16 protein-coding genes are annotated in these 19,248 nt (G+C 43.4%); 10 read left to right on the top strand and 6 right to left on the bottom strand.

Annotation, left to right across the window (positions count from 1 at the left end; all coding sequences use genetic code 11):
• Positions 1-8 precede the first annotated feature (8 nt).
• On the top strand, positions 9-566 hold the full coding sequence (locus HYN49_RS14735; protein WP_108904827.1) for a hypothetical protein: 558 nt from the start codon (positions 9-11) through the stop codon (positions 564-566).
• Position 567: 1 nt separating this feature from the next.
• Positions 568-978: a Holliday junction resolvase RuvX gene (gene ruvX, locus HYN49_RS14730; protein ID WP_108904826.1), complete on the top strand. Its 411-nt coding sequence runs from the start codon at positions 568-570 to the stop codon at positions 976-978.
• A 49-nt stretch (positions 979-1,027) separates the two neighbouring features.
• On the opposite strand, the gene HYN49_RS14725 is transcribed toward ruvX, so the two are convergent.
• Positions 1,028-3,247 carry an FUSC family protein gene (locus HYN49_RS14725; RefSeq protein ID WP_108904825.1) on the bottom strand — a complete coding sequence of 740 codons (2,220 nt, stop codon included), beginning with the start codon at positions 3,245-3,247 and terminating at the stop codon, positions 1,028-1,030.
• Between the two features lie 183 nt (positions 3,248-3,430).
• Between HYN49_RS14725 and def the strand changes: the two genes are divergently transcribed.
• The 5 genes from def to HYN49_RS14700 all read left to right on the top strand — a co-directional run bounded on the left by def (position 3,431) and on the right by HYN49_RS14700 (position 7,359).
• Positions 3,431-4,018: a peptide deformylase gene (gene def, locus HYN49_RS14720; RefSeq protein ID WP_108904824.1), complete on the top strand. Its 588-nt coding sequence runs from the start codon at positions 3,431-3,433 to the stop codon at positions 4,016-4,018.
• Positions 4,019-4,052: 34 nt separating this feature from the next.
• Positions 4,053-4,478, top strand: a complete 426-nt coding sequence (locus HYN49_RS14715; RefSeq protein ID WP_108904823.1) for a DUF5606 family protein — start codon at positions 4,053-4,055, stop codon at positions 4,476-4,478.
• A gap of 79 nt (positions 4,479-4,557) precedes the next feature.
• Entirely contained in the window at positions 4,558-5,331 is a 774-nt protein-coding gene (mazG, locus tag HYN49_RS14710) for a nucleoside triphosphate pyrophosphohydrolase (protein ID WP_108904822.1), read from the top strand.
• A gap of 242 nt (positions 5,332-5,573) precedes the next feature.
• A complete protein-coding gene (locus HYN49_RS15265; protein WP_317045847.1) occupies positions 5,574-5,735 on the top strand; it encodes an antibiotic biosynthesis monooxygenase family protein in 162 nt (53 codons plus the stop codon).
• Between the two features lie 166 nt (positions 5,736-5,901).
• A complete protein-coding gene (locus tag HYN49_RS14700) occupies positions 5,902-7,359 on the top strand; it encodes an APC family permease (protein ID WP_108904821.1) in 1,458 nt (485 codons plus the stop codon).
• A 71-nt stretch (positions 7,360-7,430) separates the two neighbouring features.
• Here the strand turns inward: HYN49_RS14700 and HYN49_RS14695 are convergent, their stop codons facing one another.
• The 5 genes from HYN49_RS14695 to HYN49_RS14675 all read right to left on the bottom strand — a co-directional run bounded on the left by HYN49_RS14695 (position 7,431) and on the right by HYN49_RS14675 (position 15,119).
• Entirely contained in the window at positions 7,431-9,782 is a 2,352-nt protein-coding gene (locus HYN49_RS14695; protein ID WP_245892214.1) for a DUF349 domain-containing protein, read from the bottom strand.
• A gap of 140 nt (positions 9,783-9,922) precedes the next feature.
• Positions 9,923-10,666, bottom strand: coding sequence for a shikimate dehydrogenase family protein (locus HYN49_RS14690; RefSeq protein ID WP_108904820.1), 744 nt, complete (start codon positions 10,664-10,666; stop codon positions 9,923-9,925).
• A 72-nt stretch (positions 10,667-10,738) separates the two neighbouring features.
• On the bottom strand, positions 10,739-12,133 hold the full coding sequence (locus HYN49_RS14685) for a tetratricopeptide repeat protein (RefSeq protein WP_108904819.1): 1,395 nt from the start codon (positions 12,131-12,133) through the stop codon (positions 10,739-10,741).
• Between the two features lie 142 nt (positions 12,134-12,275).
• On the bottom strand, positions 12,276-13,460 hold the full coding sequence (locus HYN49_RS14680; protein ID WP_108904818.1) for an aspartate aminotransferase family protein: 1,185 nt from the start codon (positions 13,458-13,460) through the stop codon (positions 12,276-12,278).
• A gap of 6 nt (positions 13,461-13,466) precedes the next feature.
• Positions 13,467-15,119 (bottom strand): OstA-like protein, encoded by a 1,653-nt coding sequence (locus HYN49_RS14675; RefSeq protein ID WP_394336397.1) that lies wholly within the window; start codon positions 15,117-15,119, stop codon positions 13,467-13,469.
• Positions 15,120-15,303: 184 nt separating this feature from the next.
• Between HYN49_RS14675 and HYN49_RS14670 the strand changes: the two genes are divergently transcribed.
• The 3 genes from HYN49_RS14670 to HYN49_RS14660 all read left to right on the top strand — a co-directional run bounded on the left by HYN49_RS14670 (position 15,304) and on the right by HYN49_RS14660 (position 19,069).
• The gene (locus HYN49_RS14670) at positions 15,304-17,184 is read left to right on the top strand and encodes an alpha-amylase family protein (protein WP_108904817.1); all 1,881 of its coding nucleotides are present in this window, start codon (positions 15,304-15,306) and stop codon (positions 17,182-17,184) included.
• 60 nt (positions 17,185-17,244) lie between these two features.
• Positions 17,245-17,877: a hypothetical protein gene (locus HYN49_RS14665; RefSeq protein ID WP_108904816.1), complete on the top strand. Its 633-nt coding sequence runs from the start codon at positions 17,245-17,247 to the stop codon at positions 17,875-17,877.
• A 247-nt stretch (positions 17,878-18,124) separates the two neighbouring features.
• Complete coding sequence (locus HYN49_RS14660) at positions 18,125-19,069, top strand: T9SS type A sorting domain-containing protein (protein WP_108904815.1); 945 nt, start codon at positions 18,125-18,127, stop codon at positions 19,067-19,069.
• Positions 19,070-19,248 lie beyond the last annotated feature (179 nt).

Raw genomic sequence — 19,248 nt, 5'->3', positions numbered from 1 at the left:
GGATCGCCGTGAGTAAAGATTACACGAAAATTTACCAGTCTGCCGGCATATTGCTTTTAATAACTGGGATTGTATTTGTGCCTTCTGCGATGGTTGCGGCAATTCCTGCATCAGTATCGCTATTGGTGATAGGAAAGGTCATTAAGAAATATGAAGTGCGGTTTCACGATGCTTTCATTTCAGCATTCTGGGCGGCATTTACTTATTTGGCGGTATCGATGCTGATGTCGATCTTGTTGTATTTCCGGGCAGTGTACCTGCAGGATTATAAAATGAGTTTTTATCCTTCATGGCTCCTGAATTACTATACGCCGAGGCATGTGTTCATTTATTATAAGATTATGGCGGTGCTTCACAGCGTTTGTATCCTGACTACGGCATTCGTATTGTCGCGTAAACTTCGGTCGAAACTGCAGCACCATATCCCATTCCTGTATTCCGTCTTGTGGGTGATGTTTGTATTATTGCCTTGCCTGCTGTTTGGCCTTTATTGCCTGATTGTGGCGATGCATTATTTCTGGCCTGAGCAGATGCAGTCGGCCATTACATACGTTTTAATTAAATAATATGGCACGCCTGCTTGCTATAGACTACGGAATGAAACGCACCGGGATCGCCATCACCGATGAGTTCCAGATTATTGCTTCCGGGCTTACGACGATTGCATCGGAAACGGCTATAGATTTCCTTGCGGATTATTTTACAAAGGAAAAAGTAGAAAAGGTCATTATAGGCAAACCTTTACAGATGAACGGCCAGCCTTCGGAAAGCGCAGCGGTCATCGAGAAATTCGTGTTGCTCTTCCAAAAAAGATTTCCTGACATGCCCGTAGCCCGCGTCGATGAACGTTTTACATCCAAAATGGCTTTCCAGACGATGATCGACAGCGGATTAAAGAAAAAACAACGGCAAAACAAAGCTTTGGTTGACGAAATTGCAGCGACGATCATGCTGCAGGGATATATGGCAGGGAATTGACTTACGAATGACGGCGTACCCGTAATTCATAATTCCTAATTTGAAATTCTTAAAGCTTTTCCTCCAGCTTGAGTGTCGTCTTCACAATACTTTCCGATAAATTGATCAGCCACACCAATTGCTCAATGACCAGTTGCGATTCCTGCATTTTAAGGTAAAATTCCGCGTCATCATTGGCCAGTGCGCGCAGTTCTTTTGCCCGGAGGTTTTTAAGTTCGGTAAAACGCAGGTCCAGCTCATGGTCTTTGGATTCAGGATTGATGGATGATGGCTGCACTTCATGCGTCAGGATTTTTACGGCATTGTCAAGATTCTTTATCACGGTATTCATCACAACGTTAAACGCTTCCGACGACTTTGTAGTGTGGTGGGTCTGGATATACGTCCCTATGGAAGCCGAAGCCGAGAGCAGCGTATGGTTGAGTTCCACAATTTTATAAAGCAATTGGATTTGTTTCTGTTTGGATTTGGGTTCCTGGGACATGCGTTGGAACGACGCCATGAGGTTGCCTGTTTCGACAAACGCATTTTTACGCGAAAGCCTGTAGGCCGCGGTTGTTTCGCCTTTGGCAACATAGTAGAGTTTGATTTCGCGCAAATAATTCGCATTGGCCTCAATCGATTTGCGGATATACGCGGGGAGGCTCAGGAATTCCCAGGAAGGCCACAGCAGGTAATTCGCAATAAATGCCAGCGCCCCACCGATGGCAGTATCCAAAATCCTGAATTCGGCCACTTTCGTATTTTCGGGCATCAGCAACGCATAAATGAATACGACATACATCGTTACAAATGTAGCGCCGACCTTATAATTGATTTGCGTAAAGGCAAACCCGAACAGCATCGAAACCACAGCAATTGTCCCGATTGCGATATTGTTGTGTATGAAATGCAGCGATGCAAATGCAATCACGCCGCCCAAAACGGTCCCGATGATGCGGTTGTAGGAACGCTCTTTTGTAAGTCCGTACCCCGGGCGCATGATCACAATAATGGTCAAAAGTATCCAATATGGATTTTGCAGCGGCAACAGGTTTCCCACTATAAGCCCGAGCAGTATCGTCACGGTAATCCTTAGGGAATGCCTGAAAATAAGGGAAGAAAAGCTCAGGTTTTCCTTAAAAGTGTTGAAAGGATAATATACGGGCGTAATCAGTTTTTCGAGTTCCCTGTCTTTTACAGGAAGTTCCTTCAAATCTGTTTTTGACGAAAATGCACGCTCGATGACGCGGATTTTCTCGATTTGCTTTTCGGCATAATGCAGCATGTTGGAAAGCATCAGCACACCTTCCGAAGCTTGCGTTTCGCCAAATTCCGTGCGGTATGCGGCAATCACTTTTTCCAGCGCTTCCAGATCCTTCGTGAGCGTGTGTTTGGATTGGTATTGTTTATTTCTCGTAATGCGCTTCGAAATCCGTTTCAAAGTAGCGGCCAGGTTGTAAGCCAGTTGCTGGTATGTGGGCAATGCTTTTGGGAAATTGCTGAATTTCTGATGTAACTCGTTATGGTTGAATGAGGTGGATAGGCCCAGTTCAAGGATTTCCACACACGAAATGAACACCAACAGCATTTTACGGTTTTGGTTTGATGCACCCGACTTCGAACGGTAACGGATCAGGATTTCACGCAGGTTTTCGTGGATGGTGTTCAGCTCCACCTGGAGGTGCAATTGGTTTTCGATAATTTTCGCACGGTCGGCATCAATATCCCAAAGGTCTCCGCGCAATTTCATGTATTTTGCCGTCAGGCGGATGCATTCAGCGATTTGCTGCTGCACATAACGGTGCGGCCATATGAGGTCATAAGCAATTGAAATCAGTAAGTAAAAAAGGCCGCCGGCGAGCATCAGTCCGGAGTTGATTAACATTTCCGTCCCTTTATGGATATGGGCAAAAGCCAGCGACAAGGCAAGCAAACCCGAAAACGACACCATATTGGCGCGTTGTCCGTAAACCGAAATCATCGCCAGGAAAAATATCAGGAAAGTGAAGACCGGGTAAAGCAGTAAAGGGATCGGATATAAGAAATTAATCAGCAGGTTTGACCCGGCAACGATTAAGGCGGCAATCGTAACCCCGCGTATCTTATGCGTTTTATTGCTGGGGATGTCCGAAGGATAAGTGAGCAACGCCCCGACGGCGATGGTAAAGCCGTACTCGAAATAACCGAAACCATTAAGCAACACTACCGGAATGACTGCAGCCAACGTGATTTTCATCGCATTTGCAAAATTCATCCCGCCGGTAAATTCCCTGATTTTCGCTATCATCCTTATCGATTCCTTACAAAGGTAAAAAATGTTAAACCGATAAAAGATTCCTGTTGCCGGTTTTAAGAGAAAATTGTAAAAAAATGTCAATTATCCGTCGCGCTTTAGGTGATGATGGATTTTTCATTATTTTTGCTGACCCAAAAGTAATCGATTGATTGCTTCAGGATTAAAAGAGAGAAGATGATTTTACCAGTCATAGGTTATGGAGATCCGGTTTTACGGACAGTATGTGAAGAGATTTCAGCAGCATATCCTGATCTGAAGCAACTCATCGCGAATATGTTCGAGACCATGTACAATGCTTCGGGTGTTGGCCTTGCCGCTCCACAAATAGGACTTCCGATACGTTTGTTCATTGTCGACCTGGAACCTTTCAGCGACGATGAGGATTTGTCGGAAGCGGAACGCAGCAACCTTGGCGATTTCAAAAAAGTATTCATCAACGCCAAAATGCTGAAGGAAGAAGGCGAGGAGTGGGCTTTCAACGAAGGCTGCCTGAGTATTCCCGATGTGCGTGAAGATGTTTACAGGCACGAACGCATTACAATTGAATATTACGACGAAAATTTCGTAAAAAAAACCCAGGATTTCAGCGGCATGGCTGCGCGCGTGATCCAGCATGAATACGATCATATCGAAGGTGTTTTGTTCACAGATCATGTGTCGACACTTAAAAAGCAAATGATTAAAAAAAGGCTTCTGAACATCATGGAAGGTAAAATCAGGGCAGATTACAAGATGAAATTCTTTGCCAAAAAAGGCAGGTAAAAATATATCCAATTTAACGATTAACATATAAAAAATGAATTTAGAGAAAGTATTGGCCATTTCCGGAAAACCGGGTTTATATGCATTAAAAATCCAAACCCGTACAGGATTCGTTGCGGAATCGCTGCTGGATGGCAAAAAGATTACCGTAGGATTAAGGAGCAATGTGAGTTTGCTTTCGGAAATATCGATGTATACGCATTCTGAAGAAAAGCCACTGGCTGAAGTGATGCGTAATATCGCAGTGAAAGAAGATAACGGCCCTGCCTTATCCCACAAAGAAGATAACGACAAACTGGTTGCGTATTTTGCAGAAATCCTTCCGGATTATGATGAAGACCGTGTATACGTTTCGGATATCAAAAAAGTTTTAAATTGGTACAACCAGCTCCAGGCAAAAGGATTGGTTTCAAAAGAAGCGCCGGTAAAATCACAAGAAGAAGCGGTTGCAGAAGAATAGTTAACATCTTTTTATAAAATAAAATCTCGTCATTTAAATCAAGTGGCGGGATTTTCTATTTTTATGCAAAACTAAATTTATGGCAGACCGGCATTTACAGCTACAGGCGTTCGGGAGATTGCTCGACATCATGGATGATTTAAGGGAAAAATGCCCGTGGGACAGGAAACAGACGCTGCAATCCTTACGGCACCTTACCATTGAAGAAACCTATGAACTCGGTGATGCGATCCTGGATAACAACCTTCCTGAAGTTAAAAAGGAGTTGGGTGATTTGTTGCTTCACATCGTTTTTTATGCAAAAATCGGAAGCGAGACCAACGACTTTGACATTGCCGGCGTTTGCAATGAAATCTGTGATAAACTAATCCACCGCCATCCCCACATTTATTCGGATACGGTTGTCAAAGACGAAGAGGAAGTCAAGCAAAACTGGGAGAAACTGAAACTTAAGGAAGGCAAGAAATCCGTTTTGGAAGGTGTTCCGAGAAGCCTGCCTGCATTGGTAAAAGCAAGCCGCATCCAGGATAAGGCAAAAGGCGTTGGTTTTGATTGGGAAGAACCATCACAGGTTTGGGATAAGGTACAGGAGGAATTGCAGGAACTGTCTGAAGAAGTGCAATCGGGTGACCACGATAAGATCGAGGGTGAGTTTGGGGACGTGCTTTTCTCTATGATCAATTATGCCCGTTTTTTAAACATCAACCCTGAAGATGCGCTTGAGCGTACCAATAAAAAGTTCATCAAAAGATTTCAATACCTTGAAAGCAAAGCCGGTGAAATTGGCAAACCGCTGAGCGAAATGACATTGGCGGAGATGGATGTGTTTTGGAATGAGGCGAAAAGGTTTTGATAGAAATGTCATGCGTTAAAAGTTTTGTAAATAGTGGCAAATTATAATTTAACAAAAACTGCGTCTTTACCGTAAAGCCATGTTTGCGGAAATTTGTATTTTTCCTTAGGGGAGGGGATGATGCGGTCCCTACGAAATGAATACATTACTTTATTACGTGAAAAGCGTAAAATTTGTTAAAATTTATTCTATAAACGGATTACAATTTTGCCTATTTTATAACGCACATTAAATAAGTATTTATGAAACCACCATATTACGCAGTGATTTTTACTTCTGAAATGAACGATGAACATGAGGGTTGTAAAGTGATGGGCGACAAAATGGAAGTACTGGCGAAAGCACAGCCGGGTTTCTTAGGAATGGAATCTGCAAGGAATGATATCGGCATCACCGTCTCGTAATGGAAAGACCTGGAATCTATTAAAAACTGGAAACAGCAAACCGATCACAAACTGGCACAGCAACTGGACCGCAGCGATTGGTACAAGAAATATAAAGTCCGGATTGCGCTTGTAGAGTGTCAATACGGATTTGAATAGCAATCATTAACTAACCAAAAACCAAAACATGTCTGAAACAAAACACCATTTACAACGAACGCTGGGCTTGTTTGATGCCACGAGCATCGTAGCCGGATCAATGATCGGTTCGGGAATTTTTATTGTCACATCGACCATGGCCAAAGACATAGGCTCCGCAGCATGGATCCTGGTGTTATGGCTCGTTACAGGTTTGCTTACGATGACCGCCGCGCTGAGTTACGGCGAGTTGGCAGGCATGATGCCAAAGGCCGGCGGGCAATTCGTTTACATTCAGCGTGCCTACGGCCGGATGGTTTCGTTTCTTTACGGCTGGACCGTTTTTACGGTAATACAAACCGGCGTTATTGCCGCAGTAGCTGTAGCTTTTGCGAAATATACGGCGGTCTTTTTTCCAGAACTCAACATCAAAATTTTTGCTATTGGCGAAAGTTGGGATTTTACATACAAACAGGTTTTGGCGATGGCAAGCGTGGTCTTGCTCACGTATATCAACACCAAAGGTGTGAAAACCGGTAAGACCATCCAGGTCGTGTTTACGTCAGCAAAACTCATTGCATTGTTTTCAATCATTATCCTGGGATTGTATTTCGGACTGAAAACAAATATCATTTCGGAGAATTTCACAGATATGTGGCATGCCACACGCACTATCGTTGATAAGGTCGACGGGAAAGTGTTATCTGTGACTGAATTGACCGGTTTTGCACTTATAGGTGTGATGGGGGCCACCATCATCAACCCTCTTTTTTCTAGTGATGCCTGGAACAACGTTACTTTCATTGCCGGAGAGATTAAAGAACCGCAGAAAAATATACCGCGCAGTTTGTTCTTGGGGACTTTGATCGTCACTGTGATTTATATCCTTGCCAATATTGCCTACATGTCTTTATTGCCTGTAGATGGTATTGCAGAAGGTGCGACGGTCATCGAAAAAGGCATAAAATTTGCAGATCAGGAGCGTGTCGGTGCCGCCGCGGCAAGCGTCATTATGGGAAATATAGGGGTGTTTGTGATGGCCGGACTGATTATGGTTTCCACCTTCGGTTGTAACAGCGGATTGGTGCTTTCCGGCGGCCGACTTTTCTATGCGATGTCAAAAGACGGCTTGTTCTTTAAAAAGGCAGGCGAACTTAATAAGCATGATGTTCCGGCGAAAGCACTTTGGTTTCAGTGCTTATGGGCGTGTGTGTTGTGTATTTCAGGGCGGTATAATGATTTGGTCAATTATTGCACTTTTGCGTCGCTGTTGTTTTACATGCTGACGATTTACGGCATTTTCATCCTGAGGAAAAAAGAGCCCGACGCGGAACGGCCTTACAAAGCTTTCGGATATCCTGTTATCCCGGTATTGTATATTCTTGTAACGGCTGCAATTTGCGTTGCGCTGTTGATTTTCGATACGGTAAATACTACCGCAGGACTGATTATTGTCGGTTTAGGCGTTCCGGTTTATTACATCTTTATGAATAAGAAAGTAGCCTGATATGGTTGCTTATAAAAAATCCCGTTCAACTGTTGAACGGGATTTTTTTTATTTAGTTATCGTAAATTTCTTTACTCCTGATTTAAACTCCGGACTTTTTTAAGCTTGTCCTTAAGCACTGACAATTCTTCTTTGTGCTTTTCGATATTCTTCCTTACTTCAAGCACGATCGAGTTTTCCTTTTTCGCATTCTTCGTATTGGTGAAAAACTGGATGTTGTTCTCCAATTGGAATATCTCCGATTGTACCTCCTCAATCTTACGCATCAGGAAGATTTTCTCATTGTCGATTTTCCTGGTATCGTTTGATTCTGAAAGCTGATCAACCTTGTTTGCGAAACGCATCATGTCAGTATCTTTCTTGCTTAAGCTCAATTTCTCAAACAAACCATCCAAAACTTTATTGAATTTTCCGTCAATATGTCTCCTTGACATAGGCACTTTTCCAAGTGTTTTCCAGGTTTCGATATGCAATTTAATCGCATCAAGATCAGTCTTATGATTTCCGGTAAACTCGAAATCTTTCATGCCGTCAATGTATGCTTTCTTCTTTTCAAAAGCTTCCATTTCCTCTTCGTTCGCCTCGTTCCTTTGTGCTTTCAGCCTCTCGAAATAATGGTTGCAGGCATCCTTGAATTCCTTCCAGATTTTATCCGAATATTTCCGAGGCACGTGCCCGACCTGTTTCCACTCTTCCTGGATTTGCTTCATGATAGGCGTAGTAGCTCCAAAATCTTCACTTTCCTGAAGTGCTTTAGCCCGCTCTACCAAAGCCTGTTTTTTGCTCAGGTTATCGTTCTGGTCTTTTTTGATGTCCTTATAAAAAGAGTTTTTCAGCGCATTGAAGTTACGCACCGCCGTTTTAAACGCTGACCATGTTTCCTCGTTGACTTCTGTAGGGACTTTTCCAGCAGAGAAAAACTCGTTGCGCAGGGCTTCCACTTTTTCAACCTGCCCTTGCCATGAAGCGTGAGCGGACATTTTTTCCTGTGCTAAAGCTTCTATTTTGGAAATAATGTCTTTCTTTTTAGCCAGGTTTTGGTTTTCCCTTTCCCTTTGGCCTTCAAAAATCAGTTCGCGCTTGTCGTGCATTTGTTTGGTTAATGCAGAAAAACGGTTCCAGACCTCTTCGCGATAGTCTTTGGAAACCGGCCCAATGTCCTCTTTCCAGATTTTATGCAAATCCTGCAATTCACGAAACGCTTTATTCACATCTGCCTCATTGACCAATTCTTCCGTGCGGGCAATGATTTTAAGTTTTTGCGCCAGATTGTGCTTGAAATCCAGATCCCTCGCATCACGGTCAAGATGCAGGTAATCATAGAAATTTTCAAGATGGAAATGATAATTATTCCAAACGTGGTTGTATTTGTCTTTCGGGATTGGACCCGCATTTTTCCAGCGGTCACGCAGTTCGTTAAAATGTTTCAGCGTATCCTTGATGTTTTCCTGCGGATTGATCAATTCCTTCAACTCGTTTACGATGGCAAGCCTTTTGTCAAGATTCGCCTGTAGATTATTCTGAAGGCTCTTAAAATGCACATTTCGCTTGTCACGGAATTGATTGTATAAGGCATCAAATTTTGACTTCAGCGGGTAATGATAATGGAATTCTTCAGTGGTATCAGGGTTCTCTGCGAGAAATTCTTCTTTTTTCTCGTCTATAAAATGATTGTATTTTGAAAGGAAAGCCGTCCTGATCTGCTCCACGTGGTCTTTTACTGACATCACTTTTTCGATGGCAACCAATGTTTCCAGTGCTGCAACGAGTTTGTCCATGGGCATCGCTTCGTAATCTTCCATCGGGATGTCATGGCGTGCCGCAAGTGTTTCGTCTTCTCCTTCTTCGGCGTTGGTTTCGGCAATGGCATTAACTGCAGCCTGGTCATCATCAGATTGGGCAGTACCTATAAGGCTGTCAATTGGCAAACCATTTACAGGAGTTTCTGCAGAATCGTCAGAAGCAGGTTCGGCTTCAGTTTCAGCAACCAGTTCTTTTTCAATATTTGCGTGTGCTTCGACAATGGGCTCCTCATGATCTGATTCGCCATTTTCATGTTCGGCTACAATGGCATCTTCCAAAGAATTTCCAATTGTTTGGGCGGCGTCATTTGCTGTTTTCGGCTGATCAGCATCCGCTGATTTCTCCACCGCTTCTTCAGCAGCAGGCGCCTCGTATTTTACATTTTTATCTAATTCACGGTCATAATCTGCAGGTTCCTCTTCATGGGCTTCGCCATTTTCGTGTTCAGCGACAATCGCTTCGCCTAAAGATTCGTCAGATTCAGTTGCTTCATTTTCTTGGTTTCCAACTGATTCGCTCATTGTTTCAGAGTCACCGTTCTCAGCATGTGCGGCATCCTGATTGTGATTTTCTGTACTTCCGTCTGCATCGTGCAGGTTGTCATTCTTTTCTTCTAACATTTTTTAAAATGTATAACGTTCGTAATTTTTGAGGGCGTAAGGTAATAAAGGCAGACCGAAATTCAAAGAAAAACCTTGATATAAAAGCGGAAAAGCCCGTATTTCATTAAAATTTCAAACACGAAGAAAAAATAATCAGTTTAGGAATTCCAGATTTCCCATGCCTTTTCTGCCTGGAAAATAAGCATGTCATGGCCATTTTTTGTGGTGGCTCCCAACGCAGCCGCTTTGGCGAGGAATGTTGTTTCTGACGGGTTGTAAATCAGGTCGTAAGCGATATGTTCAGGGGTGAAGTATTCGTAAGGAACATCTGGAAACGCATTAATATCCGGGCTTGTGCCTAAAGGCGTGCAATTGATTACCACTAAATATTCGGACATCATGTAGGGCGAAAGCTGCTCATAAGTAATGGTATTCCTGCCTTCGTTTCGGGAGACAAAAATATATCCGATACCGAGTTTTTCCAATGCAAACGCAACGGCTTTCGATGCGCCTCCAGTTCCTAAAATCAATGCTTTTTTATGTTCCGTTTTTAACAATGGTGCTATGGATTTTGTGAAGCCGAACCAATCTGTGTTGTAGCCTTTGAGCTTGCCTTTTTTGGTGAATTTAATCGTATTTACTGCGCCGATGGCTTTGGCTTTCTTCGATAATTTATCTAAAAAAGGCATGACAGTTTCTTTGTAGGGAATGGTTACGTTAAGTCCGCTCAGGTCAGGATTATTTTCAATAATATCCTGAAAACCGGTGATATCGGCAATGTCGAAGTTTTCGTAAGTGTTGCCTTCAAGGCCTTCGCTGCGGAATTTTTCCGTGAAATAAGCTTTGGAAAAAGAATAATCGATATTCCTTCCTATGAGTCCGAACTGCCTGAAATCTGACATGGTATTGGGTATAAAAAAACTATTCTTTGGCATTGGCCGGCCAAAGAATAGCTCACTATGTATAAAAAATAATTACTTACGGTGTTTATTAATGGCATTCTGCACTATTTTGCGCGTCCAGATCACCGGGAAAAGTTCTTCGAGCATGACATGGTTTTCGAAACTGCTGCGCAATGCATTGGCAATATGAAATTTACCCTTCGTATCTTCATGCAGCATGAAATAGAGTCCGGCGAGGCGGTATTCGACTTCGTATGCATCAGTATAAAATTCCGAAGCCTGAAGCAATGTGTCTATAGCGGTTTCAAATTCGCCGAGGAATTGCAGGATATCCACCCAAAACAACCAGGTGTCGAGTTCCGTATCGCCAAATTCTACCGCTTTCCTGTAACCGAATTCCGCTTCCTCATAGAAGTTCATCTCCTTGTTGATGGTTGCATAACGTTTCCAGTACAAACGGTTCTGGTTGTCGATATTCAGTGCTTTATTGACATAGAATAATGCTTTTTGGTAATTTTTAAGGCGTACATAAAAATCAGTAATCGCAATCCAGCCTTTATCCAAAAGCGGGTCTTCATGCACGGTTTTATTGAAAAACTTCAATGCCAAGGCCTTGTTGCCCAATCTTTCGTGGCATTTTCCGATACGGAGCAAAGCATAAGAGGTAGGATCTTCAAGCTCAATGGTCCTGTTATAGGCTTCGATAGCATCTTCGTAACGTTTGAGCCTTTCCAAAGATTTTGCCTTTTCCATGAAAGCGCCGAGGAATTCATCGTCAATCAATGTGGCGTAATCAAACGCCCGCAACGCCTGCTCGTATTGTTTCAATCCATAATGCAATCTGCCGGTTTGGTGCCAGGCAATTTCACTGTATGGATTTCTTTCAATGTATTTGGCTAAATAATCAATGGCTTCCTGGTTTTGGTCAAGGAACTCAAAGCAGTATACGACATTGTACAATGCGGCCTGGTCTTCGAAATCCTCTTCAAGGCAGCGGATGAAACTGTCTTTTGCCATTTCGAGGTTGTCCATAAACAGGTATTCCATGCCCATTAAGTTGTACACATCGGCATAATCATCGGTATATTGTAAGGCGGTTTTCAGGAATTCCACTGCTTTTTCGTGATCATCCCTTTTTGAGTAAATGCTGGCTTTCTGGATGTAGATTTCTTCGTTGTGTGGTTCAATTGCAAAAAGTTCGTTCAATAACTTTTCAGCGGTGTCCAATTTATCATCGTAGACCAGCATTTCTACCTGCACAAGTTTCAGGCCTGTGGATTTGGGATGCTGCTCCAGTGCTAATTTTAAGGCTTTTTTTGCTAAAGACGCTTTACCCATATCGAGGTAATGAAGGATGATTTCTTCAAATTCCTCTGAGTCAAAAAACAATACCTTGTTGGTTTTCAACATGGATTCGAATTTTGATAAGGATAAATTGTAGTCTTCTTCTTCGTTGCTTAATTGCATACTGTTTATCTTTAAAATTATCCTAACTAAAAATAGCTAACGTTATTGTTGGTTTTGGTTTTGGAAAGTATTGTTGTGAACAACTTAATTAACAATGCCGTTTCATTAATAATGATGCGCAATGATAGGAATTGGTTGCGGGTTAACCATTATTAATTTCATCAAGCGTTTCCAATAGAATCGCGCAGCCTTCCCGGATTTCATCTTCCGAAATCGTCAAAGGCGGTGTAATCCTGATGGCGCGTCCTTCAAAGAGCAGCCAGAATAAGATCAAACCTTTGTCCTGGCAACGTAAAATAACTTTGTCTGTAATGTCCGGGGTTGGAGTCATCGCGGCAAGCATCAGTCCTTTTCCCCTTATCTCTGTTATCAAAGGATGTACCAAAAGTGACCGGATTAAGGTTTCTTTTTGCAATGCCTCTGGCATCAGCGCGGTTTCAGTGATTTCACGTAATGTAGCGAGGCAGGCTGCCGCTATGACAGGATGTCCGCCGAAAGTCGTAATGTGTCCGAGTTTCGGGTCATGGCTCAATAAATCCATCATTGCTGAAGACGCTACGAAACCACCGACGGGCATGCCGCCGCCCATTCCTTTTCCTATTATAATTACGTCAGGAATGGCATCGTAGTTTTCAAAACCGAAGAGTTTTCCGGTGCGGCCGAAACCGGGTTGTATTTCGTCGACGATCATGATGGCACCTACTTCAGTGCATCGTTCACGTACGTTTCTTAAAAAACCATTTTCAGGCTGGATGAATCCTGCGCCGCCCTGAATGCTTTCCAGTATAACGCCTGCAGTTTTCTCAGTGATTTTTTCTAAATCGGATTCATTGTTGAAAGTAATAAAATCAACATCAGGAATTAAAGGGCGGAAGATTTGTTTGCGTTCCTCAAAACCCATGACGCTCATCGAACCCATCGTATTGCCGTGATAGGCATTGTAGCATGAAATCAACTGGCTGCGGCCCGTGACGCGACGGGCAAGTTTTAAGGCACCTTCCGTGGCTTCTGTACCTGAATTCACAAGGTATACTTTGTCTAATGTAGCTGGTAAATGTTTTACCAGTAATTTACAATATTCAACTGCCGGACTTTGTGCATATTCACCATAAACCATAACATGGGAATATTTGTCAAGCTGATCCTTAATCGCATCATTTACGCGCTTGTTGCAATGTCCAAGCGGTATGGCTGAAACACCGGCGACAAAGTCAAGGTATTTTTTTCCTTGAGTGTCATATATATAGGAACCATCAGCGTGGGAAACTTCCATTCCGAGTGGGTAAGGGGAGGTTTGAGCCTGGTATTTTAAAAAATCTTCTTTCATGACTGCCTACTGTGACTGCTTACTGCGACTCTCGGAAGGATGATTCTTGTCATAATCCTTCGTCTCTTTCCTCACCTTCATAGGTTCTGCAGGTTTGAGGTCAGCTTTCTTTTTTTCGGCCTGGATCTTGGCGTCGAGTTCATTTTCCTCTTCGGGGAAAATGTCATCTTTTGATTTAATGCGTTCGTCTTCGCGCCAAACAAATCCGCGGAGTTTCCGTGCATTTTCCGGCAATTTGCTTTCGGGATACAAATCGCTGTCGGGCTTGTCAAATTGCGTGATTTCGTCGATCTCGTTGTCCTTCAGCTTCAGGTTGATGCGGCTGCTCACGCTTTTGTTGATTCCAATCAGCTCCTGTTTGTCATTGCGCATGAAATACACGATTTCAGTATTTTTGACCACATCAGCCTCATCGAGCTTATTGTCCTTGAATTTTCCGTAAAGATTGACCCCTTTTACCTGGTTAAAACCGGTACCGACAGTGTCTTTTGCAATAATGAAAGCGTTGTTAAGTACTTTCAATGAATCGAGTTTTTCAGTGTTATTATTTCCGATAAGGTGCATCACATCACCCGTCATCTGGTTTTTGCCGTTCCATATAACAGGCCTGCCGATCAGTTTTGTCAGTGCATCCTTCTGGCTCGAATGAATGGAATCACACTTGCCACTCATGTCGCTTTTGTAAAAACGGGCATTGTTATAGGCGCGCAGGATGCGGTTCTCGGGTTTTCCTGTAATGAGTAATCTTTTTCCGTGGATAAAAACGGAATCATTTTCCAAAATATTGATGGCTACAGCGCGTTTGGTCACAAACATCGAGTCTTTCGCCTTGTAGATTTCCGCATAATGGCCTTTGACAAGTCCTTTATTAATGGAGTCGGTAATCTTGACATTGCGGCTTGCTGAGGCGAATTCCCGGGTCCTGTCATAATACAGGCTGTCACCTTCTATAAGCCGGTCTTTATAACGGATGTAGGATTTATTCAGGAAATGGCCGACATTTTTTTTGTTGTCGTAAAAGCCTTTTTCCGTATAAATATAATCCTTATCACTTGTGATTGTGGATGGCCCGAAAAGATACGCGTGTCCGGAATTATTGTAATAATCCAGATGATTTGACTTGATCACGTATTTTGGATTGGTAATGGTCACGGCCGTCAGGAACTGGAATTTCTTTTCTTTCGCATAATAGCGCCCGGACTTGCTTTTCAGCGTATTTTCCTTATTGACGATGGTTCCCGGTGAATTGTAATACGCCTGCTGGATGTTCCGGTCGAAGTGTATCGTATCAGTCGTCAAAGTCATATCGGGTGTACGCAATACAGGTTTCCCGGTGGCAAAAGCCTGTTTCATATTGCCGTTATATTCAGCGTAATCACTCGTCATGTGCAGGGTATCGCCCTGTACCATGTGGAATTCGCCAAATGCCTTCAGGTAGTTTTCTTTTTTGAAGAAATAGGCCTTGTTGCAGGTCATGATCACACCGTCATGATTTACGCGTACATGGCCTGTCAGCAACGCCACATCGGGGAGTTTTGCTTCGTCGATATCAAAATGATCGGCATACTCGACTTCGATCTGCTTTGCTTTTTGGGCGAAAGCCGATGTGACTGACAATAAAAGCAGCGAACACGTAAAGAAGAAAAAGTAATTTTTCAACGTAATTTATTTTTTTGCCAAATTTAGGTAAAATGTGTTAACAGGGATTTTTATTGGGAAAGAATTAAGTAAAGTCCGAAGTCCGAAAGTCCGGAAGCTGAAAGTTCGAAACTTCCGGACTTCCTGACTTTTCAAACTTTACTGACTTTCTCCTATATTTGCATCGAACACACGAATTTTGCAAATGAAAAAACTAATCACTGCTGCCCTGATCATCGCTACAATAACGGTTTCGGCACAAGATAAAAAGACCAGATCTATGCCGGAAAAGAGGATTGAAGCCGCCACGCCTGAAAAGAAGGTAGTGGTTTACCAGGTTTTTACACGCCTGTTCGGGAATAAGAAAACGGCGAATAAGCCATGGGGCAGGAAAGAACAGAATGGCGTAGGGAAATTCAGTGATTTTACAGACAGGGCACTTTCCGAGATTAAGAAGCTCGGTGTCACACACATCTGGTATACTGGCGTGCCGCACCATGCAATGGTGGCTGACTATACCGCATATGGCATTTCAAACGATGATCCGGATGTTGTAAAAGGCCGTGCCGGTTCGCCTTATGCCGTCAAGGATTATTATAATGTCGATCCGGACCTTGCCGATGATCCTTCGCAAAGGCTGCAGGAATTCAAGGCTTTGATTGAACGTACGCATAAGCACGGATTGAAAGTCATCATTGATATTGTACCGAATCACATTGCGCGTAAATACGAAGGGAAATCAAATCCAAAAGGCGTGAAGGATTTTGGCGCAGATGACGATACCTCAGTAGAATATAAGCGCAACAACAATTTTTACTATATTCCCGGAAAGCCTTTCGAGGTGCCGGTTTCTGAACATTACAAGCCGCTGAACGGCGAAAAGAATCCGTTACTGGATGGAAAATTCACCGAAAATCCTGCCAAGTGGACCGGAAACGGCTCGCGTGAGCCAAAACCGAATATCGATGATTGGTATGAAACCGTAAAAATCAATTATGGCGTACGCCCTGACGGGACAAAAGATTTTCCGGAACTGCCGGCGGGTTTAGCAGATCGCTCTTATCAAGAGCATTACCGGTTCTGGCAGAATAAGGATGTGCCGGATTCCTGGAAGAAATTCCGCGATATCGCGCTGTATTGGACAGGAATGGGGGTCGACGGTTTCCGTTATGATATGGCCGAAATGGTTCCGTATGAATTCTGGAGTTACATGAATTCGGCCATCAAGATGCGCAATCCTGATGCCTTCCTGATGGCGGAAGTGTACAATCCGAAAGAATACCGTAATTATATCAAATTCGGCAAGATGGATTACCTGTATGATAAAGTGGAGACCTACGATATGCTCAAGGCGGTAATTCAGGGAAAAAGCCTTCCTGATCCTTTGGCGGAAATCCAGGGAAGATTAAGCGATATCGAGCACCATATGCTGCATTTCCTCGACAATCATGATGAGCAAAGGGTTGCCAATGCCGAATTTGGCGGCACGCCGGAAAAAGCAAAACCGCTGATGGTTTATTCCGCTACAGTCGGGACATCCCCTACGATGATTTATTTTGGGCAGGAAGTAGGAGAAGCAGGAAATGAGGATGCCGGTTTCGGGAAGCCGTCACGCACTTCCATCTTTGATTACATTGGGGTACCAAGCCATCAGCGGTGGATGAATAACGGAGAATTTGACGGCGGGCAATTATCGCCCGAGGAAAAACAATTGCGCGATTTTTACTCGAGGCTGCTGAACTTCACCATCAAGAGCGACGCGCTGATGGGCAAATACCAGGATATACAGAACATCAACCGAAAGAAGACCAAGGGTTACAGCGAAGGCATTTATTCTTTTGTAAGATGGTCGGATAACGAAAAACTGCTGGTCATTAATAATTTTTCATGGGTGACGAGAAGCCATTTTAACCTGGTTATCCCGGCTGATGTCATCCAGAGCTGGGCATTGCCGGATGGCATCTACAGGCTGCAGGATCAATTATACCAAAGGGAAGGCGTAAAGCTGATTGTGGAGAAAGGCATCGGTACCGTTGATGTTGCCATTAATCCATCAGAGTCATTTATCTTTAAAGTGATGCAGTAAATTTTTTTGCCGGTTGCGGGATTTTATACTTTTACGGATCGTTAAGCGTTATGAGTCAGTATGAAAAATATGTTGTACATCTTATTGGTTTGTGGTCTGGGTGCTTATGCCCAGGGTGATGTCGGAAGGAAATTTACGCCGATACTGCCTGCCAATACCACCACCAATACCCCGACGACTCCAAACCCGATACCGCCAGCACCAATTATTTTTAATAAAAAGCCTGAAGAAGCCAAACCATTCATGGAAATGCCGAAAAAAGGCATGATGGACCAACCGCAGTTTGTAGATCCGGGCAAGCCTTACGAAGATAAGCTCAACAAGGCCAATGCAATGAGTGAGGATCAGCAGGCCATACGCAAAAACCAATACCTCGGTGATGTCAAGACCAATTCCGGAAGTGTCAATATTATGTACCGTGATCATGAGTTTGTTGATGGCGATCAAATCCGGATTTATTCGAACGGGATTATTGCGCGCTCTGTTGTCACCCTCAGCGGTGAGTTCCAGGGGTTCGAGCTGTCTTTGGTGTCAGGGTTCAATACCATTGAATTTGAAGCGCTGAACCAGGGTTCGTCTGGTCCGAATACCGCCCAACTGGTGGTTTACAATGATAAAGGCGAGGTGATTTCTGCGAAAAACTGGAACCTGGCTACAGGATTTAAGGCCACTATTATCGTTGTAAAAGAATAATCCATAATCTTTCTGCGTGCTTCTCGGAAAATCACCTGTTACTTAAGGCTGCCATGGTGGCCTTTTTCAATGGCAGTATGTTGATAACAAAGAAATAAAATTATCATTATTGAAATTTATTTTAAAATTAATTTCCGTAATTGCGAATAATCAATTGAATATGCAAAGCCTATGTTCTCAAAGTCGGAATTAGTTAAACAGCGACTCTAAAATCTGTTTACATCAAAATCCTCAAATCCTACTTTTTATGAAAACCATTACAAACGCAATGCTTGTACTTGCGCTTGCCTGTTCCTGCCTTACCTACGGGCAACCAGGCTGCGGAAGCACCGTCTCGGTAACCAGCCCTGACAAAAAAACGATCTTTTCAGAAACAGTGTATGATGCCGCAGGCCATGTGCAATCGGCCACGGGAGCCATACCATGGGATACGCCGGTACACTTCCGGATTATATCGCCATGCGGTGCGCTTTCTTACTTCCTGTCACCGGAGTTACAGGGTGGCTACGACAGTTATGAAACAGGCAGCAGTATATTCAACACAGACAACCGGTTGGTGGAGTTTACCACTTCATTTACAAATCCGATGCTGGAGCAAGATCCAAAAATAACCATCCTCACGGCTATAAATGGCAATGTTTCAGCGCTTAAAATGAATACTGCACCTGCTATTCCACCACCGCCTCCACCGGCCACCTGCATCAATTATGAAATCACCAGGTGCGGGGAAATGAATTGTATACGATTCACCCGGTTTGATGCGGCATGCCATCTTTGCTACAAAGTGTTTGTGAGGTATACCGATGGCACATCAGGTTCCTTTCCAATCAGTTTTTTAACGGGCGAAAAAGTGATGATCTGTTCAGAGAAATTGGTGGACCGCGTCATCGCTTCCGTTGCCATCGACTGCAAGGAGGCGAATTTTGAGCGCAAAGCACCGGTTGCTGAAGCGACCGAAACCCAAAAGCGCGTTACACTGTACCCAAACCCGGCACAGTCTGAAATTAACTTCGAAGGCGATGATTTAAGCGGATACAAAATTTCCGTTTTTGATGCCAATGGCAGGAAAATCATCGATGACGATACGCCGGACCATCCGATCAGCCTTTCGAATTATGCTTCGGGAATCTATTTTTACACCCTCACTGATGAAAAAGGCTATTCGCAGCAGGGAAAATTAATGAAACAGTAAGCTTTTATCATTTCAATTGATTGCCAGATCATATACCGCCTTTAGGGGCGGTTTTTTTTAAGTGAAATAATTTTCTGTCTCTGCATGTTGCTTTTACAACGGCAAATTTCTTTCCAGGAAATTCTTGAAAATATGGACTAAAAAACCTGATGTATCTACAAATTTTGCAAATTTGCCAC

The sequence above is a fragment of the Flavobacterium pallidum genome, from assembly GCF_003097535.1.
Classification (GTDB): domain Bacteria; phylum Bacteroidota; class Bacteroidia; order Flavobacteriales; family Flavobacteriaceae; genus Flavobacterium; species Flavobacterium pallidum.
Note: the sequence above shows the minus strand (reverse complement) of the source record. Positions and strands in the feature narration are given on the sequence as shown.